The sequence below is a fragment of the Erwinia sp. STN24 genome, assembly GCF_041320675.1.
In the GTDB taxonomy this organism is placed as follows: Bacteria; Pseudomonadota; Gammaproteobacteria; order Enterobacterales; family Enterobacteriaceae; genus Erwinia; species Erwinia aeris.
The window spans coordinates 362521-387766 of the sequence record NZ_JBGGPM010000004.1; the positions used below are offsets into that span (position 1 = coordinate 362521).

Consider the following 25246-nt stretch of genomic DNA (forward strand, 5'->3'; position numbering starts at 1 on the left):
AAGGACGCGCTGAGCAGATTCCTGCTTGCGGTAGTGCCCTTCGCGGGACGACAACTCCATTTTTACTGAACAGAGCGACCTGCGGCCGTCCTGGGTTTTATTACTGTTTCTTCTGCGCCGTCGACGGCGCGCTTTCCTGCCGCTCCGCCTGGGTGGCTGATTGACCATCCTGCAGCCACATCTTGCCCATCATTTCGTCCAGCCCGTGCTTCAGCACCGGCATCAGGCCTGCGCCTGGTGTAAAGGTCAGCTCGCCAAAGTAGACGTCGCCCTGGCTGATATACCAGTCAACCCGTACGTAATCGAAATCGCTGGCCAGCTTTTTGCTCAGCGCCAGCGCCTTCTCCAGCGCGGCCCGGTTGTGGCTGATATCCAGTCCGGCAGTATCAAAGCGGCGGTAGAAGCAGCTATCAAGATTATTGACATAGAACAGCATCGACAGCGGTTGATTATCGCTACGGTTAAACACCACCTGCAGCACATACTCAAAGTGGCCGTCCTGCTTGTTAAACATATGAAACTTGTAATCAATCGCCGTAGACTTACCGTCTCCTACCCGCTGCTCAACCATGATCTGCGGTTTGATATAGCGGTAATGGATTTCACGCGCTTCGTGCGAATAATCTTTTGTCAGCCACTCGCCACAACGTTCAATAAGCTGATGTTTTTCGACAAAATCAGGTTCTTCTACAAAGACTTTAACCATCCCTGAACCGTGGTTTGGCTTAATGACCGTATCTTTTAGCGTTTCCAGCTCAAACAGCGTCTCAGGATTATCCGTGGTGTGTAACAAAGGGATCAGGTATTCCTCACCAATCTTGTGGGAAATATAATCCCGCACCAGGATCTTATCTGATAACGCGGCGTAACAATCGTAATCGCCTTTAATAAACTTGCGAAACAGTACCTTTTCATTAAAAGAATCAGGATGACGAATATGCGGCATCCGTTTAAACCGATGAAAATAATATAATCTGTCCTGGCAAGACCACGGCATAATTCGGATGCAATTCAGGGCGGCCTTTTTAAGTTGTTTTTTTGCGTCTACCATTTTCTTACTCACCTATAGGTTTTGTAGTTGAGTGAGGAAAGCTGCATCTTAAGAATGACCCCATTCTTAAAGAAATAATTCATCAGCGTCAGGGATAACAGTTCCGTGACCAGCACGCTCCACGCGGCACCCGTCAAGCCCCAAAAACGAATGAAAAACCAGTTGGTTACTACGCTGACCGCCACCAGTAAAATAATTTTCACCAGCAGATAATTAAAACCGCCCTCTTTCACCATGTAGCGATAGGCTACGGTACCCATTGCTGAAAAGCAGGTCGCCAGAGAAAGCAACGTGACCAGATCGCCTGATTGCTGATAGTCATGACCGTAAAGCAGGCTGACAATTTTTTCGCCGAACAGCGCAACAATCAGCAGCATAAACAGTGAAACGGCCATAACGTAGCCGTTAAGCCTGGCGGCCAGTCTCAAAGCTACATCCGCCCGCTCGCGGAAAATTTCCGAGAAGCTGGAGGTGATAATCGCCACCGGGATAAATATCCATGAGGCAGAAATCGTATTCGCAGCGGTAAACAGCCCAAGCTCGTGTGCCGATCCCACGCCGACCAGGAAAAACTGCGCCAGCTTCACCTGAACAGAAATAAACACGCTGGAGATCGCCAGCGGCAGTCCCGCATGGAACAGATAGCGCAGATAGCTGCGGTGCTTGCGCCTGGTTGGCGGGCTGATGGTGTTTTTTTGATAAAACATCGTCCGCTTAATCAGGTACGGCACCAGCGTCACCGCAACAATCGAGAAGGACAGCAGTAGCGGATTAAGCTTGAACCACGCAATAGCAAAGCTAATGGCGAAACTGATAATCATTCCCGTTGCGTTCGCAACCGTGTTCATCCGCGATTCCAGTCGCGCATTGTTATAAACGCTAAAAATATCCTGGGTCACGAAAATAGCCGACAGAAACGACGCCACGGCAAAAATCAAAAAATTTTCACGCATCTCCAGCCAGACCCACGCCAGCACCGGCAAAGAAAGTAATAATAACAATGCCATACGCAGCTGTTTTGCCACGGCCATCAGCCGCAGGCCTTTCGCCGCGCTTTTGCTGATGCTTTTAAACAGGATGGTTTCCGTACCAAAAATCGCTACGGTTTGAACAATGGAAAAAATGGATGCAGAAAATGCGATTTGCCCAAAAACAGATGGCCCAAAAGATTTTGCAACATAGGATGTAACAAAAATTACACCAAAAACCGAAACCACCTTCTCTGACATCATCCAGGCAGCGTTCGTAACGACACTGTGTTTCATTGAAGCTTCCTTCGTAAAACTAATAACTTATAACGAAAGTCAGTACATCCTTGTCTATCACAGAGAAAATAAACCTGGCCTGGGCCTGGCAAAATAAGCGTCCGGAATATTATTTTACGGGCGATAGCGCACCGCTCTTATTTAAAAGATTTTATTTTATCAGATCGTTTTTTTAACGAACCGTCTGATTCTTCCTGGACTTGATACTGGTTAGCAACCCACCTCAGCACGAACAACGCTGGAGAATATCCTGGCACAGTTTTTTTCTTCCGCCTGCTGGATCATTCTGAATTACTAACTGGCCTTGCTGCTGGCATGAATCGAATTTATAACAAAAAGCGCTTTATCGAAAGCTAACCAGGTGCTTTGCAAATAAAATAGGAGAAATCCCATGATGATATTTATTCATAATCCCTTAACTTAAAGCCTGCAATTCAAATCGCGCACTTAACGTCGCTGTCCTGATTAATGGATAAATTAGATCCATTCTTTAGTGCAGCCATTCTCATCACTTTATAGTTAAGAAAGGTAATAGCATCCATGAGAAAGTCACGATATACAGAAGAGCAAATCACCAGTGCCATTAAAGCATCTGAATGCGGCGTAAAGGTTAAGGAGATTTGTGAAGAACTGGGGATTTCTGAGGCCACATTCTACAGCTGGAAAAAGAAATACGCCGGGCTATTCTCGGAAGAAGGAAGAAAAATCAAGGAGTTAGAAGAGCGCGTACACAGTATGGAACGCGAACTCCAGATGCTCTCTTCAGATAAAGAAATGCTGCAGAGCGTATTGAAAAACTTCTTTACTACCAATGATAAGCGTCAGGCGGTTAATTTTCTTCAGGATACTTTTGATATCGGCACGCGCCGGAGCTGCCGCTTGCTGGATATTAGCCGCAGCGTTTATCATTATCCTTACAACTGTGAGAATCAATAATTGCGACGCAGTGCGCAATTTTTTTACTGTTCAGGACCAAATTAAAATATTCCGATCTTTAATTAAAAAGTACCGTTCCTTTTTATGGCGACCTGATTCGGTGATGAGTTTATTCCTATAAACCCGCCTCACCAGGCTACCACAATTGATCGTCACCAGAAAAATTATTTTACTTTCATACAGTTAAGAGCGCATTTATCTTTTTGGTCAACGATAAATGCGCCAATTCTGACATAAAACCTTCTTACAGATCGACCCGAAAACCCGGCATCTACTTCAGTAATGATAATGCTTATCAGTTTACGAATGGTTTACAGTTCTCACTGTTCTCTGCCGTTCACCATGCGTCCTTTCGCGTGAAAACCCCGCCACTCCGGCCTCCTCCGTTTCGCTACCCTGCTTTCAAGACCAACGATAATGCAACAGACCTTAACATTCCTGACCTTTACGACCGACATTGATGTGCAGAGTTAATCTTTTCCTGTGATTTATTAATGTATCCATCTGCCGGGCATCGTCCTTTCTTCCGTTTCTGTTCATTAAAATTTGAGTTAAAAATGGTTTATTGCTGCTAAAACAGTCTCAAAAAAGAAGCAATATTGAATGTGTAGTAAGAATTGACTGTGTTTGAAAATAACCAAATCCGATTAGCGATTATTCTTATAGCGGAACAATCGGTCCCTGTGTCATAGCGGTCTTTGATGGAAGCCGCTTTTTTTCCTCACCGCATCGGAAAAAAAACGTGATAAAAATCACACATAGAGCTAAAAACTTCCGGAAATTACAGCCAGCGGCAATAAAAAAAGAGCACGAAAAGCGCTCTTTTTTTTACCTTAATCAAAATAGTTTGCCAAAGGCTGTGCCTTTTTCGGCCAGTCTCTTAAGAAAAGACGGATTTCTTAACCGGTTCAGGTTGGATACGTGTCGCCAGCACTACGCCCGCTATCAGGGCCAGAATGCCGCAGACCGTTACTGCTGAAGGCCAGCCCTGCCTTAATAAAAAGGTGTAGGCCAATGCCGCCAGCGTTTCAAAAACAATCAGCGGGCCAACCAACACGGTGGGTAAACGCTGGCTGGCTTCGTTCCAACACAAAGCGCCCAGCCAGGAGCAGAACAGGCCCAGCGCGATCATTAAGGCGATAAAAAGAGCGGGATGGGGGCCAAAAGGCAGCGAAAAGTCGGGACGGGTAACGTGCAGCTGAATGCTCACCAGCAAATAGCCCACCAGTGCCAGCGGCAGCGTGGCTATGCCTTGCGCCGTCGCCCAGGTCGTCGCGCTTTTCTGCGGATGCGCGCGTAACCAGCGAGCGTTGCGTAGCGGATACCATGTCCAGCAAATCATCGCCATTACCGCCAGCCCTATGCCGCTCAGATAACGTGGCAGATCGCCATGCTGAGCGCTATCCTGCCATTCCGCAACGTTGACGCAGCCTAATCCCAGCGCGATCAGCAGCAGTACCGGCACCAGCTTTCGCCACGGCAGCCGCCCTTCATGGTGCCCATAAAACAGGTTAGCGCTGACGGAAATAACTACCGGCAACGTGCCGATAATCATACTGGAAACGGGTGCGCCGGTACGCTGAATAGCACTGGCTAAAAAGGTGTAATAAAGAAGGTTACCGATCAGCGCCAGTTTGAGTGCTTCTTTCCAGTCGCCGCGCGACAGCTGACGCAACCGGCGTCGATCCTGCCACGCCAGCGGCAGAGCAATCAGGCCGAAAGCCACATAGCGGCCTACCGACTGTAGCGCGCCCGGGTAATCCGGCACCAGCAGAGGCACCACAAAAATAAGTCCCCACATCAGTCCCGCGCTCAGGGCAAAAAAGACACCAGCAAACATAAACAGCGATCCCGTTAATTAAAGCGAAAACGCTATTCTGACGCGCCGTCAGGGGAAAAGATTGTAGCAGATTGCGCTTAGCCTCTTATCTGCTTCTGATAGCGCACCGGGGTAGTGCCGTAGCGGTTAGCGAAGCTGCGGGTCAGATGAGCCTGATCGGTCAGGCCTACCGCCAGCGCGACGTCAGCGGCCGGGCGGCCCGAGGCCAGCAGCTCTTTTGCGCGCCACAGGCGAAACGCCATCAGCATCTGATGCGGCGTAACGTGATACTGCGCCTTGAACTGTCGTTGAAAATGCCAGGGACTGAGCGAGGCCAGCGCGGCCAGCTCGTTCAGGGTGATATTGTCAGCAAGGTTGTCGCGTAAATACTCTTTTATGAGGTCGAAGCGGTGCCTGGGCGCGGCTGCCATCTTATCGCCAATCCGGGCGCAGGGACGCAAAAGGTCGATCGCTGTCAGTAAAATGCCGTCTCTCGCCAGCGGATCCTGCACCTGCCAGAGCATAGCCAACAGCGCGGAAAGCTGGGCCGCTCGAGGCGGATCGAAGCACACCGCCTCGGTAAACCACCAGCCCTGCTCGCCCGTTATGGCGGCCAGCCGCGCCGGATCGAGATAGAGCATACGATACTGCCACCCTTCTTCGCTGGCCGATTCGCCGGTATGCAGCTCGTCCGGATTCATTAACACCAGCGATTGCGCGGGTGCCGTATGCACAGCGCCGCGATAGCGAAAACGCTCCGCGCCTGCGTCTATCGTGCCGATGCCGAACGCCTCATGCGTGTGCGGCTCAAAGGCGTAGCGCGAAATATGCGCCTGATAAAGCTCTACGCCCGTCAGGCCATCAAGCTGGCAAAAGCGGGCGCGATCTTTTTCATCATTAAACTGCGCGGGAACACCCTGCAAGCCAGCCTCCGGAAAATTGAGCGAGGAACCCTCTTCTGCTTAATACAAAAGTATAACGTTAGCAGCGAACGTCATCCTTAATTTGTCTGTTTCCTGCAATTGATTTGGCATAAGTGATTAATAAATTAAACATTCATTCAACCAACAAGCAATGCTCTTAACTTGTAAATCGTCATTTACTCAATGTTGAGGTTGCCGGTGTTCAACTGAGTTTTTTCCACTGGAACGCCGAAGATGTCCGATATCACACTTACGTCAGGTCAGGAGAGCAGCCTGACCCTTTTTCTGTCGCTGGTTACGGGCAGGCTGAAACCGGGCAAGCTGTGGTATGACCGGGAATATCGCCTCAAGTATTTGTTCCGCTCGCTCGCCTGTCCGCGGCAGACCCTGAAACTGACCGATGCGATTATTCATGAGCCGGTGATGCGTGAAATACTGGCCGTCCAGCATACGCTGCCAAGCAAGATCCATCGCCCCTATCTCTATGGCGGCATGCCGGTGGCGGATCGGGCCGGGGCGATTATCGCGCACTACCGATTCGCCAGAGACCTGCCTTACTCTGTCTTTCGTCAGGCGCTGCTCAGCCAACAAGGGGCGGAGCTGCTGCGTTTTGCAGGCAAAGGTGGCGAAAGCTTTTCCATTACCATGGCCTGTACCGGACGCTGTGAAAGAGAAGGCGAGGTCAATCTGTTTTTCAGCCAGGACGGGATCAAGCTGGCGATAGTGACCTTTGCTGTAACCGAGCAGCAAGGTGAAAAGGTAGCGATCGTCGGCGGTATTCAGGGCGCGCATCGCGATACGCCGCACGAGCTGATCCGTTCGGCGACCAAGGCCTGCTATGGTTTATTTCCGAAACGCCTGCTGATGGAAACCCTGGCGCTGTTCTGTAAGGCAACGGGGATTTCGCAGATCCAGGCCGTCAGCGACACCGGCCATATTTTCCGCAGCTGGCGCTATCGCCTGAAAAAGAAGAGTTTGTTTCATGCCAGCTATGACGAATTCTGGCAGACGCTTAACGCTGTGCCGCTGTCGTCAAAACTCTGTCGCTTGCCGACGACGTTTGCACGCAAGCCGCTGGAGGAGATAAGCAGCAAGAAACGGTCGGAGTATCGGAAACGCTACGAGCTGCTGGACGCCCTGGCCGGGCAGTTCACCGCGCATATCCGCTGAGCCGCGTGCCACAGGTGACCGTACCGGCCCGCGTGCGGTTCACCTTAGCGGCTTTCCTTTACCACATCATCAATTTTCCAGCCGTCGCGATCTTTGCGCATCGTGACCAGCAGCAGCTGACGATCCTCTGGATCCTTGCCCAGCGCCACGTCGCCGGAGGCGGTTTCGCCGTTGACGGTAAACCGGCTAACGCTGACGTGATCCACCCAGCTGTCGCTGTAATCCTGATCCTGCAAAAAGAAATCGTCGTCCATGCCGTCAGGGCTTTTGATCAGCACGTTGATCTTTTGCAGCAGCTGCGGCGTGACATACTGATTTAACACCGGATCGTGCTCGTCGATCGGGCTTTCATCCTTGCTCAACGCGTTAAGATACCAGCTGTAAAAATCCTGGCTTACCTTTTGCGGATCCTGTTCCGCCGCGCCGGCCTGCGACGCCAGTAGCGCTATGCCCAGCGCCAGTATCCATTTTTTCATCAACAAATCTCTGCCCGTTACGCTTTTACGTGGCGGCTCCACGCTGCCGGTTAATTTACCTTTTCATCGCCCTGAATGAACCCGTTTCCGCATTATTTTTGGTAAATGTTTATACCGTGTCGCGCCGTAGCCAACGGGTCATGACTTTAGCCAGGGCAGCAGGCGCCGCAGCGGCCTGATAACTGCAACAGCCTGCAAATCCGGACGACAAATGCGAGCCATGCCGAAGTCCTCAATGTTTTTCCGCTGCGCCGTCAGAAAACAGTGTCCGCTTTTTTTATGTGGTTATAAGATTATCGCGCTGCCGCAACTCCTGCTTAATTATCGTAAGCGTCAGCTTTGCCGTTCAGACCGCAATGGAGAGCAAACAGATGGAAAGACGAGTCACCAGGCTGGAAACCGATGTCGGGCATATGCAGGAAGCTATTCAGGAAATCAAAAGCGACATCCGCGAGTTTAAAAAAGAGGCGCGCATGGATTTTCGCCTGCTGTTCGGCGCAATTGTGACCACAACTCTGGGGCTGGCTTTGCTGATAGCCAGGGGTTTTGCCTGGCTGTGACGCGGCCTGCCCGCTGGAGCCAGGTTATCCTTTACAAGCCGGGCCGGTTTCTGGCGGCAGCGGGTGCTGCTGATGCTTTATACCGCCCTCTCCTGGTGTTTCATGCTTAGCGCTATGGCGCGTCCCGGCGCGGCGCATTTTCCCGCAGCAGACCGCCGGGATCGGGCGCAGGATAGTCGGCATCAATGCGTAACGGCGCGGCATAGCGGCTCTGCCACAGCTGCTCATAAAGCGCATCCAGCCGCGCCGCCATGACGTCATCATTCAGCACCAGCTCCAGGTTGCGTGAATTATCAAAGTAGCCGCCGCTCCAGTTACTGGTGCCTGTCCAGGCCAGTTCGCCGTCGATGGTCATGATCTTACTGTGCACGACGCGGGCGTAGGGAATAAAACCGCTGCTCGCCTCCGGTATCGTCACGATTTTTATCGTTACGCCCGGCACCAGCGCCAGACTTTTCAGCCAGGCGATATCGGGCTGTTTGGTATTCCAGTTGGCGACCATCAGCTCGACCTGTACGCCGCGCGCCGCTGCTGCGCGCAACGCATTGTCGATAACGGCATAAAAGGGGCGAGTGCGATTTTCGCCAAACGACAGCGGCGCATATTCCATTACCTGCACCCGAATACGCTTTCTGGCGGAAGCAAGCAGCTGCGGCAGCACCAGCTGCGAATCAGGGATACCTGCCGGATTCCAGGCGCGCGGGCTGGCGACCAGATAACGGCCGGCGCGAAGATCGGCAGGCAACGCATCCGTACCGGTTTCGGGCACCTTTTCGCCCGCCTCCAGCAACGGCTGCGCGGCCCAGTCGTGATTAAAGATGGCGGCAATTTGCGCTACAACAGGTGCGTCGTTAATCAGCAGACCGGTTTCCTGGATATGCTCCAGCGCCCGCCAGTCAAAGTTCTGACTGCCGACAAAGCTCTGCTTACCATCCACCAGCAGGTATTTGGCATGAATAATACCGCCAGCCAGGCGGGCGAAAGGCATAATGCGCAAGGTCAGTCCCGGAATGGCTTTCAGCTGCGCCAGCGTTTCCGGCGTGCTGAGCTTCAGCCCCTTTTGATCCATTAAAAAACGAATTTTTACGCCGCGTTCGCCAGCCTGCCGCAGCGTCTGGATCACCTTATCCAATCGCGAACCCGGCTCGTTGGCCACATAGAATTGTGCAATATCGATCTGCGTACGGGCGCTGGCGAACATCTCTTGCCACACCACGGCACTGCTGCGCAAATCTGATGCCGTCAGGGTGGTTTCGACGGGCGCATCATAAACCAGTTCATAACCCGCGATAGCGAAATTTGCCTCACCGAGCGGGCTGAACAGCAGCAGCCCGCCGCACAGCAGCCGTTTGCACCGCTGCGCAAGATCACGCATAGCGGCGCACGCCATTGTCCTGCGGCCCGGCAACAGGCCCGGCCCGCTGTACGGGCGTAGCCGCCCGCAACAGCAGCACCTTAAGTAATTCATTAATGCGCTCCATACGGTTCTGCAAAAAGTTATTGCTAACCAGGCAAACCAGCGCGATAGCGATGCCTAATCCGGTGGCGTACAGCGCGGTGCCCATCCCGGCGGAAACCTGGCTGGCGTCCGACACGCCTGCCGCCGCCAGCGCTTTAAACGTGTCGATAATTCCCATTACCGTGCCCAGCAGCCCCAGCAGCGGCGCGGCGGTCACCACCGTTTCCAGCAGCCACAGGCCGCGCGTCATGGCCGCTTTGCTCAGCAGATACTGCGCGTCGACCTCGTCGCTGAGCGCCTCGGCGGAAGCCTGCGCTTTACGTGCCAGTACGGGCTGCACTGCGCGCAGCGGCACGCTGCTGCGTCGGGTTACGCTTTCCGGCAGCGCGTGCGTTTCCGTCGTCAGTACCGCCGCCAGCTGGCTGGCCTGCCGCCGCGTCCACGCAAACCAGATAGATCGTTCAATAATAATCACCAGCGCTGCCGCCAGCGAGAAGTACATGACATAAAAGATTGCATCGTGCATCAGGGTTGCATTCATCTTCTTCTCTCTTTCGGTTAAAAAGTGGCTTCCAGCGAAACGCTGTAGGTACGCTCTACGCCAACATTGTAATAAGGCGTGGCGGCGCTAAGACCGTTACGCGCATCGGCGTTAAATACCGTAGTGCGCGCCGACGTCAGGTATTCCTTATCGAGCAGGTTGAGGATGCCGAACCGCAGCGCGGCGCTTTTGACGATCTTTTTATCCACTGGCAAATAAACGCCTGCCGCCAGATCGAACACCGTTCTGCCGCCCACTTTTTCATCGTTGGTCATGTCGCCGTAAAACGCGCCGACATATTTTCCGCTGACGCTGCTGTAGTAGCGGCCATCATCGTAGCCCAGCGTCAGGTTCAACAGATTTTTGGGCGAGTTGGGCAGCTGCTTGCCGCTGGTCGGCAGAGAGATATCTTCCCGCGTGACGTTATCTTTCTGCTCGGAGTCGGTATAGGTGTAAGACGTGTAGTAGTTGAAGTTATAGGGCAGCTTGCCGCTCCACTCGACCTCCAGCCCCCGGTTTTCCACCTTGCCGACGTTCATCATCTCGTAGTCGCCATCCGGGTTGGTGGTGGAAATCTGACGGTCGGTATAGCGCAAATAGAACAGCGTGGCGCTGAGCAGCATATCGTCTTGCTGAAAGCGCCAGCCCAGCTCATGGTTCCAGCTCAGCTCCGGTTTAGTATTAATCGAATCGCCGACGTTATAGAGCACGTAGTTTTGCGGTGTACGCATATTGCGCGTCAGGTTGTAAAACACCTGATTCTGCTGATCGAGCCGATAGCTGGCGCTGAAGTTCGGCAGGAACTTGTGATAGGTGGCGTGGCGATGCTCCGGCGCGTTTTCCAGGCTGCCTTTGTTTTCGCCGCGACGATCGACGTGCTGCCAGGCCAGACCGCCGACCAGCGTCCAGTCGGGCGTGACGAACCAGCTATCCTGTAGCCAGATTTTTTGCGCGGGCGTGATGGTATACTGGTTGCGGCCCTGCACGGTGTTGCCGTTGGCATCCTTTACCTGTCCGGCACCGTTCGGATCGCCCCACAGATCAGCTGGATTACCGTCGCTCTTGATCGCCACATAAGGCTGCGTTTGTAGCTGGCGAGCGCGTTCATACCAGTAGCCCAGATCCAGACTGTGCTGCTCGTTGATATCCCACTTCAGTTTAGTCGTGATGCCGGGCCGCCAGGTTTGTGTCCACGACGGGCGGTAATAAGTATTGCTGGTCAGATTGCTGAGATCGTACTGGCCCGCCTGATCGGACGTTGGCCCCAGCGTGCTGGCGCTCTGGCCGGTAAAGCTGCCGCCGTTGCCCCAGTAATAGTAAGGCTGCAACGTCAGCGACAGGTTATCCTGCAGCTGGAGTTTCTGCGTAAAGCTGAGGGTGAAATTCTCGAACGGGTTACGGTTCAGCTTGTAGTATCTCGACAGCTGACCACGGCTATTGTACTGCGGCGTAGCGGGATAATCGTTGGCGTAGCGTCCGTCCTGTTCAAACTGCGCCTTGCTTAACGTATTGTAATTGGCGTTTTCCTGACGGTTATACTTCATAATCAGGTTGCTGCTGTTGCCATTTTCCGCCTCGAAGAGCGAGTTCATCTCAAATTTATTGGAATATAAGCGTCCTTCGCCGCGCCATTTTTTCGCTTCGGTATGTGAATAAGAGAGCCAGTTACTGAAGCCGTTATATTCGCCGGTTTCCAGACGGGCGAATGTTTTACTCAGATTGTTACTGCCCAGCGTCTGCTTCACAAAGCCGCCGAAATCTTTTGCGGGTCTTTTGGTCACCAGACCGATATTGCCGCCGCTCGATCCAATATGGGGGCCATCTGCCTCGGACGAGCCCTGCGTCACAAACACCTCTTCGATATTTTCCGCGTCGCCCACCAGATTAGGGTAAACCGCGTAGTTGCCGGAGTCGTTAATTGGAATGCCGTCGATCGACAGGCCAATCTGATCGGAGTTCATGCCGCGCATGGTGTAATCAACGCCGCTCAAACCGCTGGCGTCGTTGCTGTTAACGTTCAGGCCGGGCGTATATTTCAGTCGATCCAGCGCGTTTCCCGCCATATCCGCCTGCTTCTGCATCGCCTCTTTAGTAATGGTAGAACGTGCTTTCGCCGACTCTTCCTGCACCATCATGCCGCCGCCCAGCGTCTCGCCCTGAACATTAATGGCACCGACATCGGTACTTTCTGCTGCCTGTGCCGCCATTGATAAGGCCGACATCACCGCAAGGCACACCCCGGAACGTATAAAAATGCTCATTATTATTTCCTGTTTTGATGTTGGGCGTTCACGGCGCCCGATAATTCAGCGTGGCGGTAAAGCGCCTGCTGTTTTGTCCGGCGAAGGCGTCCGCCGGGAACGGCTTGACCTGCCTGATATTTTGTAAGCTGCCCAGCGCGGCGCGATTAAGCAGCATATTGCGAGCTTTACTGCTGATGCCGGAAGCCAGTACGCGACCGCTGCGATCGACTTCCAGCCAGATTTCCACGCTGCCTTCCGGGCGTTCCAGCGAGGCCTGACGGCCGGTGGGATAGCGTTTTTGTGCCTCCAGATCGTGACGTAGCTCTGCGATCCAACCGTTTTCGATGGCGCCGCTGTTGACGCGCGGCGCGACGCGTTTGGGCGTGGCGACCGGCGACGCGGCGGGTATCGGCCTTGCAACGGCAGTAGGTTTAACCGAAGTACTGGCTGGCTCGATCGCCTTTTTCGGTTTTGGCTTTGGCTTCGGTTTGGGCTTCGGCGGCGGCGCAACGGGTTCAGGCGAGGAGAGCGTAGGTTCCGGCGGCGTTTCCACTACGGGCTGAGGCTCGGGTTCCGCTGGTGGTTCGGAAGGCGTTTCAACCGGCGGTGTCTCAACCGGCGGCGTTTCAGCCGATGGGGGTTCCACCAGCGCCAGTTCCATGGTTGATTCGTCGTAGCGCGGTTCAATTTTCAGCGCGGCGTGCTGATTCATCAGCACCCAGCCAGCCGCCATCAGCACGGGCAGCCAGCTAAAAGCATGGCGAAAACGATAGACGGCGTACATGTCATAGTTTCCGTGTTGCGATAGAAATAGCGGTAAAGCCGCCCTGCCGCAGGCTGTCCATTACGGCAATCAGCCGCTCGACGGGCACGCTTTTATCGCTGTTAAGCACGATCGCCGTTTTCTGGCTGTCTTCCTGCTGCGCTTTCAGCCGGTTAACAAGCGTTTCTGGCGTCACCAGCTGTCCGTCCAGCTCCAGACGGTTATCCGTGCCCAGCGTAACGATGGCGTGCTGCTGCGGTTTTAACTGCTGCGCGCTGGCCGCGCCCGGCAGCTGGGTTTTCATTCCCTGGGAAGGAATAACGTTCAGGCTGATCAGAACAAAAAACACCAGCAGGAACATCATCACGTCAATCATCGGGATCAGTTCAATATGGGCTTTATTTTTGACAGGTTCATTCCAGCTACGCATCAGGCTCCCCCTCTTTTTGGAAGGCCAATATAGAAGCGGAATGTTTATTTTTAGTTACACTTTTAAGATAAAACGGTGGATCATTACGATTAACTTACATATTAGTGACGGAAGGAAATTAAAAACGGGTGAACGGGGGTTTTGCGAGGGGCATCTGAAATCGAAAAGAATTATCTCTCAGAATACAGGCTTAAAGAAGTGAACACAGTGCAAATGTAATAATTAAACTATTGATAATAAAGTTATTAATGAAAAAACCGCGCGTAAAACTTAGCGCTTTGCCAAAGCCGAAAGGCTTGTTATCACTCTCTGGCGGGAGTAACGTCATCAGGCCATTCATTACCATTTAAGGAAGAATATGAAACTCTATTACTCTCCCGGCGCCTGCTCGCTGGCCCCGCATATCGTCCTGCACGAAACTGGCCTGGCGCACGAGCTGGAGGCGGTAGATTTAAAAACCAAAACCACCCGCAGCGGCAAAGATTTTCGGGCCATCAACAGTAAAGGCTATGTGCCCGCGCTGGCGCTGGACAACGGTAGGGTGATGACTGAAGGCGCGGTGATTTCACAATACCTGGCGGATTTAAACCCTGAAAGCGGCCTGCTGCCTGCGCAGGGCGAAGCGCGCTACGCCGTGCTGGAGTGGATGAGCTTTATTTCTGCCGAGCTGCATAAGACGCTGGCGGCGCTGTTTAACCCGGCGGTAAAAGGCGAGTGGAAAGATGCGGTGGTCGCGCAGCTGACGCGCCGACTGAACTGGCTGGAAAATGAAATCGACGGTAAAACCACGCTGACCGGCGACCGCTTCACTATTGCCGACGCCTATTTGTTTACCGTGCTCGGCTGGAGCAAAGTGGTTGGATTTAGCCTGAACGACTGGCCTGCAGTGCAGCGTTACCTTGCCAACGTCGCGGAACGGCCCGCCGTGCAGGCCGCGCTGAAGGCGGAAGGCCTGATCTGAATAGCTGCGCGGAGCGAGGTTAACCTGCGCAACCCGCGTTCATCCGGCCTTTTGCGTACGGCAAAAGGCCGGGCGGACAGCGCTACGCAGGTTTCCCGGCCCGTTCGGTCGCAGGCAGCAAGCTGGCCTTCAATCTGGATGTAGAAACAGAAGTCCGGGCCGTATCTGCCGCTGCCCATCTTCGTTAGCCTTCAGGAATAAATATGCACCTACACCAAGCAACGCCGCTTATCCCGTCACGTGCGCTCAGCCTGCTGGCCGGACGTGACGTCTGGCTAAAAATGGAGGCGTTTCAGCCGCCCGGCTCTTTTAAAATCCGCGGTATCGGGCTGGCCTGCCAGCACTATTTACACCAGGGTGCCGAACGCTTTGTCTCTTCTTCCGGCGGCAATGCGGGCATGGCGGTCGCCTGGGCCGGTCGCCAGCTGGGCGTACCCGTTATCGTCGTCGTGCCTGAAACCACTTCCGCGCGCGCCGTTGAGCTGCTGCGTCAGGAGAACGCAGAGGTTATCGTACACGGCGCGTCCTGGCAGGAAGCCAACCACTACGCTCAGTCGCTCTCAGGCAGCAAGGATGCTTTTCTGCACCCGTTTGACGATCCGTTGCTGTGGCAGGGCCATGCCACAATGATCGATGAAGTGGCCGCTGACGGCTGTAAACCTGACGTGGTGATCCTGTCTGTTGGCGGCGGCGGCCTGCTGAACGGCGTGGTGGAAGGGTTGCAGCGCAACGGCTGGCACGATGTCCCCGTGATAGCGGTGGAAACCGAAGGCGCAGCCTCCTTTCATGCGGCTCTGCAGGCCGGTCATACCGTGGAGCTGGCCGCTATTAACAGCGTGGCCGGTTCGCTGGGTGCAAAGCGCGTCAGCGAGCAGTCTCTACGCTGCGCCGCTACGCATCCGATCCACAGCGCGCTGGTTACCGACAGCCAGGCTATCGCCGCGTGCAGCCGCTTCCTGAACGATCATCGCGTGCTGACCGAGCCAGCCTGCGGCGCAAGCCTGGCGGTTATTTACGATAGCCATCCGCTGCTGGCGGCGTTCCGGAAACCGCTGGTGATTGTCTGCGGCGGCGCTACCGTTACGGCGGAACAGCTGTGGCATCTGTCCGAAAAGCGCTAAAGGCTGTAAATGCGTCTGGTAATGCGGGCAGAAAACGCTAATCTTCTGATTTTGTTAATAACAGGACAGAAGAAGCGCTATGGCAGATCGCGAGCATGACTATCAGGTGACCGTGGAGTGGACCGGCAACAAAGGCCAGGGCACCGAAAATTACAAGGCCTACGACCGCCAGTTTAAGGTGGTAGCCGACGCTAAAGCAGAGATAGCCGGCTCCGCCGATCCCGCTTTTCTGGGCGACGCCAGCCGCTGGAATCCCGAAGAGATGCTGCTGGCTTCCGCTTCCGCCTGCCATAAACTTTGGTATCTGCACCTGTGCGCCGAGGCGGGCATTAGCGTGCAAAGCTACTGCGACAGGGCGGAAGGCACCATGCTGGAAGCCAGACGCGGCCGTTTTACCCGAATTGTCCTGAAGCCGCAAATCACGCTACGCGCGGGTGACGATATTACCCTGGCGGCAGCGCTGCACGAAAAAGCGCATGAGCAGTGTTTTATCGCCAACTCGCTGAACTTTCCGGTACTTTGCGAGCCGACTATCAAACACGCCTGAGTGAAAAACGACGTTAACCCAACCGGAGAAGTCATGAGCCCTTATTTTACGGAAGTTATCGCTGCCCACGTGGCAATTGAAAACTGGCTTGGTCAGGGTAGCGGCGACATACAGGCACTTTTAAATCGCTTCAGCGCGGACTTTGTGATGATCCCTCCTGCCGGTCGCTGCATGAATATGGCCAGCGTGAGCGACTTTTTTCTGGCGCAGCGCGGCAGCAGGCCGGGGCTGGCTATCGTGCTTGAGGAACTGACGCTGGTGGAAAGCTGGCCAGGCGGCGCGGTAGTACGCTATCTTGAACGGCAGACCCGGCCAGACGCAGCCGCCACCGCGCGCTGGTCAACGGCGGTGTTCCGGCTGGCCGACGGCCATCCACAGTGGGTTTCCCTGCACGAAACCTGGCAAAACGCGTAACCAGCGCGCCTTAGCTCGCGCTTTGGCAGTCCGCGTCCGGGATCGGCATAAATTCCGCGCATCACTGGCACGACGTCGGCCAGGCGCTGCGCGAGGTAAACCGCGTCCTGAAGCCGGGCGGTAAATTTATCCTGATGGATACCGCCTCGCCCGGTCAGCCGGTACTGGATGTCTGGCTGCAAACGGTGGAGATGCTGCGCGATCCTTCTCACGTACGCAATTACTCGCAGGGTGACTGGCTGAAGATGGCGAACAAAAGCGGGATGATCGTTAACCGGCTGGTGATGGATCGTCTGGATCTGGCGTTCGCTTCGTGGATCGAAAGAATGCAAACGCCGCAGACGCTGACGCAGGCGATCCTTTTGCTGCAGGAAAAAGCGTCCGCCAGCGTGAAGCGCCATTATGCCCTCCAGCCGGACGGATCCTTTAGCACCGATACCCTGATGTTTCAGGCACAATAGCCCTGTTCTGCTTTGTTTATCCTCAGCTTGCTGATGCGTTTGAGCGGCATTTTTTCATCTGCCCGCCAAAACGCATTACGCTGCGGCCTTACAAACGCCGCGTGCCGGTCAGCTTTTGCGCTTTTTATAACCGTAGCAGGCTCATTCAGCCACGGTTTTCATCTTTCGCCGCATCGCTCTGGCGGGCCTGGGGTAATCAGGCCATAGTTATCGGACGCTGTCTTCGAGGAAAAATAGAATGAGAATTGCCTGTTTGGGTTGGGGATCGCTTATCTGGAAATCCGGCGTGCTGCCGGTCGAGGGCGAATGGCATAAAGATGGGCCGCCTGTGCCGATAGAATTTTCCCGCATCAGCGACGGCGGCGAGCTGGCGACGGCTATTTGTATCAACGCCGATCCCGTTCCTGCGCTGTGGGCATGGCTGACGGTTGATGACCTCGCGACGGCGTGTGAACTGTTGAAAGCCCGCGAGGCCATTCCGGCACAGCGTAGCGACGGCATCGGCTCGCTGATAGTGACCGACAGACCGGCAGGCGCGCTGGCTAAATGGGCGCACGACCGGCATATTGATGCGGTGATCTGGACGGCTCTGCCGCCGTGCTGCGATAAGATTGAGAGCCGTACGCCTTCTTTAGAGGCGGCGCTGGCCTATCTGGACAGCCTGACGGGCGAGACGCGGGAACATGCTAAAGATTATATCTGCCGGGTGCCGGCGCAGATCGACACCACTTACCGTCGGGCCATTGTAGAAAGCTTAGGCTGGACTGACTAAACGCCCGTCTTGTTACACGTTATGCTTTTCCGGTAGCGTGTCGTGAGGTGACTTTACAGGGAGGTACGATGCGCAGGTTCTGGAAGCCCCTTTCTTACTTTATTACGCTTTTATTGGGCGGCGTGCTGATGCTGGCCTGCCTGGCGGCGCTGATGATTTACTCACGCGTTGCGCCTGCCGATGAGGCTTTTCAGCAGGCCTGTCCGCGCTTTACGCCGGAAGAGGTCCGCGAGGAATATATTCGGTCGTGGCTGCGTTCGGCTGGAGAAAATGAGCGGAAAGCGGCTATCGGCCTGGACAGCCTGAGTTTTAATACCGCCCCGACTTTCGGGAACAAGATGTGGTTCGGCAAGCTCCAGGTCAGCGGCAGCAAAGGCAGTGATGAAGCTTACGTCATTCTGGACTGCCGTACGGGAATGTTCGATTATTCGGGAACTGAACTCTCCTCCGGACGGTGACTTTCTTTTCCACAGACGTAAAAAAACCCGCACGAGGCGGGTTTTTTGTCACTGTTATTATTTTCCACTTAACTGCTCAGGCTGCTGCCTTCATCGCTATCGTAAGTGTGGTAATAATATTTACAGTGCGACGACGTTTGCAGCTGAAGGGCCTTTAGCACCATTTTCGATGGTGAATTCTACCTTCTGGCCTTCGTCCAGCGTTTTGTAGTCATTACCCTGGATTGCAGAGAAATGTACAAATACGTCTTTGCTGCCGTCCTGCGGAGAAATGAAGCCGAAACCTTTATCCGCGTTAAACCATTTTACTAAACCAGTCATTTTACCAGACATCGATACTTCCTTAATTTTGAGCCACTTAAATTGGCGTGAAGGCCTGTTTCCAGAGCATAACTTATTGGGCACTTAGAAGAAGATCAGGAGGAAGGATATCGTTGGATAACGCTTGCGCTGAGGACTGCTTTACTAAAACTGCTTTCATAAGGTCTGTATTCCAAACCGATGACGCTATTAAGTCATGCCTGACTCAGTTAAGCAACGTTTATTTTTTATATTTTATTCGCGCCGGGTTTTTTGGCCGCCGGTTTAGAAACCAGCCAGCGCCAATACGCTATGATTTTACGCTATTGCGCTGGCCCGCTGCGGCAAAAAAGACGCGGGCGCTTTCGTCTGTTTTCATGCACTTAACTCAAATCCGCCTCCGGAGACGCGTTTAATGTTAAACGAAACTTACACTCGCTATAGCAGCCTACAAAATAAGACCATCATTATCACCGGCGGCGCAAGCGGGATCGGCGCTGATCTGGTTGCGGCTTTCGCTCAGCAGCAGGGCAAGGTGCATTTTCTGGATATCGATCGCAGCGGCGAAGCGCTGGCAAAGCGGCTCGGCACAACTTTTCACTACTGCGATTTGCGTGACGGCGCGGCGTGTCGGGCGATTATTAACGATATCGCCAGCCAGGAAGGTGCGCTGGACGTGCTGATCAATAATGCCGCCAATGACGATCGCCACGATTTCTTTAGCGTGGAGCCGGCATACTGGCGCGATCGGCTGGCGGTGAATCTGGATCACCAGTTTTTCGCCAGCCAGGCGGCGGCGGAGATTATGCGCCGACAGGGATCGGGGAATATTCTACTGACCAGCTCAACCTCGTTTATGAGAGGCCGCCCCGGGATGGTCGGTTACACCACGGCCAAAGCCGCCGTTATCGGGCTGACCCAGACGCTGGCGCGTGAGCTGGGCCAGTACGGTATCCGGGTCAACTGTCTGGTACCCGGCGCAATCGCCACGCCCAGACAGCAGGCGCTGTGGCGCACGCCGGAAGCGCAGGCGGAAATTCAGGCCGCGCAGGCGCTGAAGATAGTGCTTCAGGGTCGCGACGTGGCCGCAATGGCGCTCTTTGTGGCCTCCGATGAGGCGCGAGGCTGCACCGGCGCGCAGTTTATGATCGACGCGGGTATCCGGCTCGCCTGACCTGGTCGGCGTCGCGGCTTCAGAAGCCGTCGCAGGCAGCCGAGGTTCGGCTACTCGTCTTTCTCAGGCAGGCGGCCACCGATAAACAGACGCGGCTACTCCTCCCTCTCAGGCAGGCGGCCACCGATAAACAGGCGCGGCTACTCACCCTTCACAAGCAGGTGGGCACCGCTGAGCAGGCGCGGCTATTCATCATCCTCGGCCAGAAAAGGCAGCAGCGTCGCCAGCACGTTTTCCGGCACCTCCTCCTGAGGCGAATGCCCGCACGGCAACGCCTCGCCGCTGACGCACAGGGCTTTTTCCTGCCATGTGGCGACCACGTCGTAAAGCTGGCCTACCGTGCCCTTCTCGCCCCACAGCAGCAGCAAAGGGCAACGGATACGTTGATCGCTGTCCGCCGCATCGTCTGCCAGGTCGATTGTCGCCGAGGCACGATAATCTTCGCAGACCGCGTGGATCATCGCAGGATCGCGGTAACAGCGCAGATAATCGGCGAAAATTTCCGGCTCCGTGGCGCCAGGTGTTTTCAGCTGTCCTTCAATATGCTTTTGCAGGAAAAAAGCCGGATCGTTGCCGATCATTTTTTCCGGCAGCGGCTCGGGCTGGATCAGGAAAAACCACCAGAAATAGCGGGTTGCAAACGCTTTGTCGGTCTGCGCATACATGGTTGCCGTCGGCGCAATATCGAGAAAAACGCAGCGCTCCACCCGATCAGGATAATCAAGCGCCAGCCGGTGTCCGACGCGGCCGCCGCGATCGTGGCCGACAAAAGCGAAACGGTCATAGCCCAGCGCGTCCATCAGCTGGGCCACATCCTGCGCCATCACTTTTTTGGAATAGCAGCGGTGATCGGCATCGCCTGGCGGTTTATCACTGTCGCCATAGCCGCGCAGATCCGGCATCACCACCGTGTAGTGCTGGCTCAGCGCCGGCGCAATCTTCCGCCAGGCCAGGTGGTTCTGCGGATGTCCGTGCAGCAGCACCAGCGGCTTACCCTGCCCCATAACGGCAACGCGCAGCGTTATCCCGTTTGGCAGCTTTACGTCCTTAAGCGAGCAATCCGCAATAAACGGAGATGCGCCTCTTGCGGTTTCAACCTGTTGATCTGTTGCCATTTCACGCTCCCGTAATGTCATCCCCTGTGTATAAGACGGCGTTTCTGTTTTCGGGCCGCCTTCTCGTCGGAAAAGTTTAGCGTGCTTTTACAGCGCCAGAACTTTCCTGAAAGAGACGAAAATCACATTGCATTTCCGGATGCTGTCTATAATCAGTACAAAGTTTCGCCGCCTGGCTGAGTATGGCCTGCGGCGCGGCGACTTGTGCGGTTCAGTCTCCAGCCGCCTTTTCTTCTGCTCCTCACTGATTTTACCGCTTTCCCCCGTTCGCCAGCTTACGGCGGATATTGCCTTTTTTACGGCGTGGAAACGGTTTTCAGACCGATCGTAATCGGCCTGCACAGCTGCTATCCAGCCGTCGGCACCCTGACGCTGGCGGGAAAATATTCTCTTTTAAACGGTAAGGGAATTTTGCATGGCGCCATTTCGCAGTTTTTGGCAGGCAGGTTACGAAGGAGCCGATCACATTAATCCGCAGGGCCTGCGCCTGTCGATGAATGCGATTACCGACCACCTGACGCAGGCCCGACAGGATTATGCCCGGCTTAAACATTTTAATATTTCCACCGTGCGCGAAAGCGTCGGCTGGCGGCTCGCTGAAACGGCAAAGGGCTACGATTTTTCTTCCGTCGCGTTGCGAATGCAGGCCGCACGCGAACACGATATACAGATCTCCTGGACTCTGTGCCACTACGGCTGGCCTGAATACCTGAGCCTGTTTTCTTCCGAATTTATCAGCAGTTTCGCTGCATTTTGCGGCGCATTAGCGGAATTTCTGGCGCCGTTCTATGCAGGATCGGAAGCGCCGGTTTACGCGCCGATGAATGAGATTTCTTTCCTCAGCTGGGGTATCTCGGTCGGCCTGTTCGCCTGTGCGGGCGGCCCGGAAAATGACCGCGCGCTTGCCGCCAAGCGCCAGCTGGTGCGCGCCACGCTGGCCGCCTGTGACGCCATTCGCCTTGCCGATCCCCGCGCGCGCTTTCTGCACTGCGATCCCCTGATCCACGTTATCGCCGATGAAGAAAACGAAGCCTGTCGGCAGGCCGCCCGCAGCATAACTGAATCCCAATATCAGGCCTGGGATATGATCGCGGGCCGCTGCGAGCCCGAACTGGGCGGCGCGCCGCACTATCTGGATCTGATTGGCGTTAATTATTATCACGACAATCAGTGGGAAGCGTTTTCCGGCCGTCGGCTCTACTGGCATCTTGGCGACGCACGCCGCAAGCCGCTGCATGCGCTGCTGCATGCGCTGCATAATCGCTACCAGCGGCCGCTGCTGCTGGCCGAAACCAGCCATGTCGGCAGCGGGCGCGGCGCCTGGATCGCGGAGATCGGCTCGCAGCTTGCGCAGGCGCAGCTGGCTGGCGTCACCATCAGCGGCGCTTGCCTTTATCCGATTATCGATCGACCGCTTTGGGAAGACACCGCTTTCTGGACCCGCAGCGGCTTGTGGGATCTCGATCGGCAAGGCCCCGATCCCTGTGCACGTCAGCTACAACACCCTTATGACCATGCTCTGCTCCTGGCGCAGCGTACGATGCGCCGTTTTCATTCCTTTATCACGTCGGCCAGGGAAGCCCGGGAGAATAATATGAAAATACCAGTCCTGATTGTTTTCAGTCATCTGCGTTGGGGATTCGTTTTTCAACGCCCTCAGCATCTGCTGACCCGCCTCGCGCAGCACTACCGCATCCTGTTTGTTGAAGAGCCGATTTATCAGGCGGGAGCGGAAGAGATCCATACCAGCAGCCCGGCGCCTAACGTGACGGTGGTGCAGCCGCATACCGACGTCAACGCGCCGGGTTTTCACGACAGCCAGATTGCGCCGCTTCAGCTTCTGCTCGCCACGCTGATTGATGAGGATGAGCAGCCGCTGATTTGGTTCTATACGCCTATGGCGCTGCCTCTGCTGACGGGCCTGAAGCCGCGCGCCATTATTTACGACTGCATGGATGAGCTGTCGGCGTTCGATCAGGCGCCGCGCCAGCTCCAACAGCGTGAATCCGCGCTGATGAGCCGGGCCGATCTGGTGTTTACCGGCGGCACCAGCCTGTACGAGGCGAAAAAAAGCAAGCATCCCCACGTACACTGCTTCCCCAGCAGCGTAGACGCGGTGCATTTTGAGCAGGCGCTGGATCGCAGCAACGGCCATCCTTTGCAGGAAAATTTGCCGCCGCTGCGCCTGGGCTACTATGGCGTGATCGATGAGCGTCTGGATCTGCCGCTCATTGCGGCGCTGGCCGACAGCCATCCGGACTGGCAGATCGTTATGGTCGGGCCGGTGGTGAAAATCGATCCGGCTACGCTGCCGCAGCGCGGCAATATTCACTGGTTCGGGCAGCAGCCTTATCAGGCGCTGCCGCAGTTTCTCGCGGGCTGGGATGTCTGCCTGATGCCCTTCGCCCTGAACGCCTCCACGCGCTATATCAGCCCAACCAAAGTGCTGGAGTATATGGCGGCTCGTCTGCCTGTCGTCAGCACGGCTATCGCCGACGTGCAGCGGCACTACGCGGGGCTGGTCGAAATTGCCGATAGTCACGCGGCCTTTATCCACGCCTGTGAAAAGATGCTGAAACTGACGCCGGACGCTCGCCAGACGCTCGCCGCTAAGATGCGCGCCAAAGTAGCGGAGACTTCCTGGGATCGCACTGCAGATCGAATGCACGAGCTGATGACACAGGCTGTCGTCGCCCACTCCGCGCCGTCAGCCGCCGACGCAGCCGTTAAGGCACAGGATGTCGCCTGGCTTAACGTGCAGGCCGAAGAGGCAGAGAAGGTTCCCTGTTTGATTATCGGCGCCGGGCCGACCGGACTGAGCGCGGGCTACCACTATGGCGAAGGCGCCGTGCTGCTGGAAAAAAACGCCGCGCCCGGCGGCTGGTGCCGCTCGGTCGAACACGCCGGTTTCACCTTCGATTACGCTGGCCATATTATGTTTTCCCAGGATCCCTACGTGCTGCAGCTTTACGAGATGCTGCTGGGCGATAACCTGCACTGGCAGGATCGGGAGGCCTGGGTTTACAGCGAGGGCGTGCACACCCGCTACCCTTTCCAGTCCGCGCTGCATGGGCTGCCGCCGGAGGTGATCAAAGAGTGCATCCTTGGCGCTATCGAAGCGCGCTATGGCGAGGCCGAAGCGCAGGCGGTGCCGCTTAACGCCGCGGCCGCCAGGGATTTGCGCCGCACGGAGAACCGTCTTAGCCACCGCGACTGCTGCGCGGATGGATCGGTGCCCGATGAAGCGTGCGCGCTGACCGCCGGCAAACCGGAAAATTTTGAGCAGTTTATCCTGCATACGTGGGGAAAAGGCATCGCGCGTTATTTTGCGCTGCCCTACAACAACAAGCTGTGGAAGCTGCCGCTGAGCGAAATGGAAACCTCATGGCTCGGCGGCCGCGTGCCCTTACCGGATTTGGATCAGATTATCGACGGCGCGCTGAAGCCGCTGGCGAAGCCGGTCGGCCCAAACGCCCGCTTCGGCTATCCGCTGCGCGGCGGTTTTCAGGCGCTGATGTCCGGTTTTTTACCCCATCTGAAATGCAGGCTGGAAACCAATGCTGCTATCGTCAAGATCCTGCCGCAGGCGCGCACCGCGCTGCTGGCCGACGGACGGGCCTTTCGCTATGAGCAGCTGATCAATACTATGCCGCTGCCGGAACTGATCGTTCTGATGGGCGATGAAGCGCCGCAAAACGTGCAGGCAGCCGCCAGGCATTTGCGTCATGTTTCAGTGCGCTGCGTCAACCTGGGCATCGGCCGCGCTAACCTTAGCGAGAAACACTGGATTTACTATCCGGGCGAGACGATCTTCCACCGCATTTTCCTGCAAGGCAACGCCAGTCCGTTTAATAACCCGAAAGATGGCTTTGGCCTGACCTGCGAGATCAGCTATTGCGCGGAGCACCCTTTGCCGCTGAAAGGCGACGCGCTGATAGCCCGCTGCGTGGAGGATTGTATTCGGGTTGGTATTATCCGCGCTGACGATCCCGTGATTACCGCCAGCGAGGTCGATATGCCTTACGCCTATGTGGTGTACGACCATCACCGCCAGGCGAACGTCGCGTTAATCCGCCAGTGGCTGCTGACCCAGGATATTCATCTGTCGGGTCGCTATAGCGAGTGGGAGTACTACAATTCGGATCACGCGTTCCTGGCCGGTAAGCGCGCGGCAGAGAACGTAAAAAGCGAGAGCGTCGCCACCAGCACGCTGGGTTAATCCGCTGCGGCTATAAAACTGCGGCCATAAAAAAACCCCGTATAAACGGGGTTTTTGCTGTTTAGTCT

The 25246-nt window shown here is 55.4% G+C and carries 23 protein-coding genes and 1 pseudogene; 12 read left to right on the top strand and 12 right to left on the bottom strand.

The window, feature by feature from the left end:
• Positions 1 to 100 precede the first annotated feature (100 nt).
• On the bottom strand, positions 101 to 946 hold the full coding sequence (locus tag ACA373_RS16340) for an ATP-grasp fold amidoligase family protein (protein ID WP_367317863.1): 846 nt from the start codon (positions 944 to 946) through the stop codon (positions 101 to 103).
• Between the two features lie 113 nt (positions 947 to 1059).
• On the bottom strand, positions 1060 to 2316 hold the full coding sequence (locus ACA373_RS16345) for a polysaccharide biosynthesis C-terminal domain-containing protein (RefSeq protein ID WP_301252115.1): 1257 nt from the start codon (positions 2314 to 2316) through the stop codon (positions 1060 to 1062).
• Positions 2317 to 2856: 540 nt separating this feature from the next.
• Here ACA373_RS16345 and ACA373_RS16350 point away from each other — a divergent pair.
• The gene (locus tag ACA373_RS16350; protein ID WP_125290204.1) at positions 2857 to 3252 is read left to right on the top strand and encodes a transposase; all 396 of its coding nucleotides are present in this window, start codon (positions 2857 to 2859) and stop codon (positions 3250 to 3252) included.
• Positions 3253 to 4132: 880 nt separating this feature from the next.
• Here ACA373_RS16350 and ACA373_RS16355 read toward each other — a convergent pair.
• The gene (locus ACA373_RS16355; RefSeq protein WP_301252114.1) at positions 4133 to 5092 is read right to left on the bottom strand and encodes a DMT family transporter; all 960 of its coding nucleotides are present in this window, start codon (positions 5090 to 5092) and stop codon (positions 4133 to 4135) included.
• 77 nt (positions 5093 to 5169) lie between these two features.
• Positions 5170 to 5994 (bottom strand): AraC family ligand binding domain-containing protein, encoded by an 825-nt coding sequence (locus ACA373_RS16360; RefSeq protein ID WP_370734817.1) that lies wholly within the window; start codon positions 5992 to 5994, stop codon positions 5170 to 5172.
• A 234-nt stretch (positions 5995 to 6228) separates the two neighbouring features.
• On the opposite strand from ACA373_RS16360, the gene ACA373_RS16365 reads away from it, so the two are divergent.
• Complete coding sequence (locus ACA373_RS16365; RefSeq protein ID WP_253456127.1) at positions 6229 to 7164, top strand: VirK/YbjX family protein; 936 nt, start codon at positions 6229 to 6231, stop codon at positions 7162 to 7164.
• A 44-nt stretch (positions 7165 to 7208) separates the two neighbouring features.
• On the opposite strand, the gene ACA373_RS16370 is transcribed toward ACA373_RS16365, so the two are convergent.
• A complete protein-coding gene (locus tag ACA373_RS16370; protein ID WP_253456131.1) occupies positions 7209 to 7640 on the bottom strand; it encodes a DUF3828 domain-containing protein in 432 nt (143 codons plus the stop codon).
• 371 nt (positions 7641 to 8011) lie between these two features.
• On the opposite strand from ACA373_RS16370, the gene ACA373_RS16375 reads away from it, so the two are divergent.
• Positions 8012 to 8200 carry a hypothetical protein gene (locus ACA373_RS16375; RefSeq protein WP_253456134.1) on the top strand — a complete coding sequence of 63 codons (189 nt, stop codon included), beginning with the start codon at positions 8012 to 8014 and terminating at the stop codon, positions 8198 to 8200.
• A gap of 112 nt (positions 8201 to 8312) precedes the next feature.
• On the opposite strand, the gene ACA373_RS16380 is transcribed toward ACA373_RS16375, so the two are convergent.
• From ACA373_RS16380 to ACA373_RS16400, 5 genes are read right to left on the bottom strand one after another with little or no spacing between them, the layout of a single operon-like run.
• Positions 8313 to 9575 carry a phospholipase D-like domain-containing protein gene (locus tag ACA373_RS16380; RefSeq protein ID WP_301730346.1) on the bottom strand — a complete coding sequence of 421 codons (1263 nt, stop codon included), beginning with the start codon at positions 9573 to 9575 and terminating at the stop codon, positions 8313 to 8315.
• On the bottom strand, positions 9568 to 10200 hold the full coding sequence (locus ACA373_RS16385) for a MotA/TolQ/ExbB proton channel family protein (RefSeq protein ID WP_253456141.1): 633 nt from the start codon (positions 10198 to 10200) through the stop codon (positions 9568 to 9570). The genes ACA373_RS16380 and ACA373_RS16385 overlap by 8 nt, the downstream gene beginning before the upstream one ends.
• A gap of 17 nt (positions 10201 to 10217) precedes the next feature.
• Positions 10218 to 12461 carry a TonB-dependent receptor family protein gene (locus tag ACA373_RS16390; RefSeq protein ID WP_369895072.1) on the bottom strand — a complete coding sequence of 748 codons (2244 nt, stop codon included), beginning with the start codon at positions 12459 to 12461 and terminating at the stop codon, positions 10218 to 10220.
• A 28-nt stretch (positions 12462 to 12489) separates the two neighbouring features.
• Positions 12490 to 13227 carry an energy transducer TonB gene (locus ACA373_RS16395; RefSeq protein WP_370734818.1) on the bottom strand — a complete coding sequence of 246 codons (738 nt, stop codon included), beginning with the start codon at positions 13225 to 13227 and terminating at the stop codon, positions 12490 to 12492.
• Between the two features lies 1 nt (position 13228).
• Entirely contained in the window at positions 13229 to 13636 is a 408-nt protein-coding gene (locus tag ACA373_RS16400; RefSeq protein ID WP_370734819.1) for an ExbD/TolR family protein, read from the bottom strand.
• Positions 13637 to 13994: 358 nt separating this feature from the next.
• On the opposite strand from ACA373_RS16400, the gene gstA reads away from it, so the two are divergent.
• From gstA to ACA373_RS16435, 7 genes and pseudogenes are all read left to right on the top strand, one after another.
• Complete coding sequence (gene gstA / locus ACA373_RS16405) at positions 13995 to 14597, top strand: glutathione transferase GstA (RefSeq protein ID WP_370734820.1); 603 nt, start codon at positions 13995 to 13997, stop codon at positions 14595 to 14597.
• Positions 14598 to 14800: 203 nt separating this feature from the next.
• A complete protein-coding gene (locus ACA373_RS16410) occupies positions 14801 to 15718 on the top strand; it encodes a pyridoxal-phosphate dependent enzyme (RefSeq protein ID WP_301730350.1) in 918 nt (305 codons plus the stop codon).
• Between the two features lie 79 nt (positions 15719 to 15797).
• Positions 15798 to 16265 carry an OsmC family protein gene (locus ACA373_RS16415; RefSeq protein WP_253456158.1) on the top strand — a complete coding sequence of 156 codons (468 nt, stop codon included), beginning with the start codon at positions 15798 to 15800 and terminating at the stop codon, positions 16263 to 16265.
• 33 nt (positions 16266 to 16298) lie between these two features.
• Entirely contained in the window at positions 16299 to 16679 is a 381-nt protein-coding gene (locus tag ACA373_RS16420; protein WP_370734821.1) for a DUF4440 domain-containing protein, read from the top strand.
• Positions 16680 to 16732: 53 nt separating this feature from the next.
• Positions 16733 to 17140, top strand: a pseudogene (locus ACA373_RS16425) (class I SAM-dependent methyltransferase); the annotation flags it as partial.
• 238 nt (positions 17141 to 17378) lie between these two features.
• Positions 17379 to 17912 carry a hypothetical protein gene (locus tag ACA373_RS16430; protein WP_253456163.1) on the top strand — a complete coding sequence of 178 codons (534 nt, stop codon included), beginning with the start codon at positions 17379 to 17381 and terminating at the stop codon, positions 17910 to 17912.
• A 68-nt stretch (positions 17913 to 17980) separates the two neighbouring features.
• Positions 17981 to 18370 (top strand): hypothetical protein, encoded by a 390-nt coding sequence (locus ACA373_RS16435; protein ID WP_370734822.1) that lies wholly within the window; start codon positions 17981 to 17983, stop codon positions 18368 to 18370.
• A 120-nt stretch (positions 18371 to 18490) separates the two neighbouring features.
• Here ACA373_RS16435 and cspA read toward each other — a convergent pair whose 3' ends face one another.
• Complete coding sequence (gene cspA / locus ACA373_RS16440; RefSeq protein WP_125290184.1) at positions 18491 to 18703, bottom strand: RNA chaperone/antiterminator CspA; 213 nt, start codon at positions 18701 to 18703, stop codon at positions 18491 to 18493.
• Positions 18704 to 19085: 382 nt separating this feature from the next.
• Here cspA and ACA373_RS16445 point away from each other — a divergent pair, with 382 nt between their 5' ends.
• Positions 19086 to 19844 carry an SDR family NAD(P)-dependent oxidoreductase gene (locus ACA373_RS16445; RefSeq protein ID WP_370734823.1) on the top strand — a complete coding sequence of 253 codons (759 nt, stop codon included), beginning with the start codon at positions 19086 to 19088 and terminating at the stop codon, positions 19842 to 19844.
• A gap of 185 nt (positions 19845 to 20029) precedes the next feature.
• On the opposite strand, the gene ACA373_RS16450 is transcribed toward ACA373_RS16445, so the two are convergent.
• Complete coding sequence (locus ACA373_RS16450) at positions 20030 to 20959, bottom strand: alpha/beta fold hydrolase (RefSeq protein WP_253456170.1); 930 nt, start codon at positions 20957 to 20959, stop codon at positions 20030 to 20032.
• 415 nt (positions 20960 to 21374) lie between these two features.
• Between ACA373_RS16450 and ACA373_RS16455 the strand changes: the two genes are divergently transcribed.
• Entirely contained in the window at positions 21375 to 25178 is a 3804-nt protein-coding gene (locus ACA373_RS16455; protein WP_370734824.1) for an NAD(P)-binding protein, read from the top strand.
• Positions 25179 to 25246: the final 68 nt, after the last annotated feature.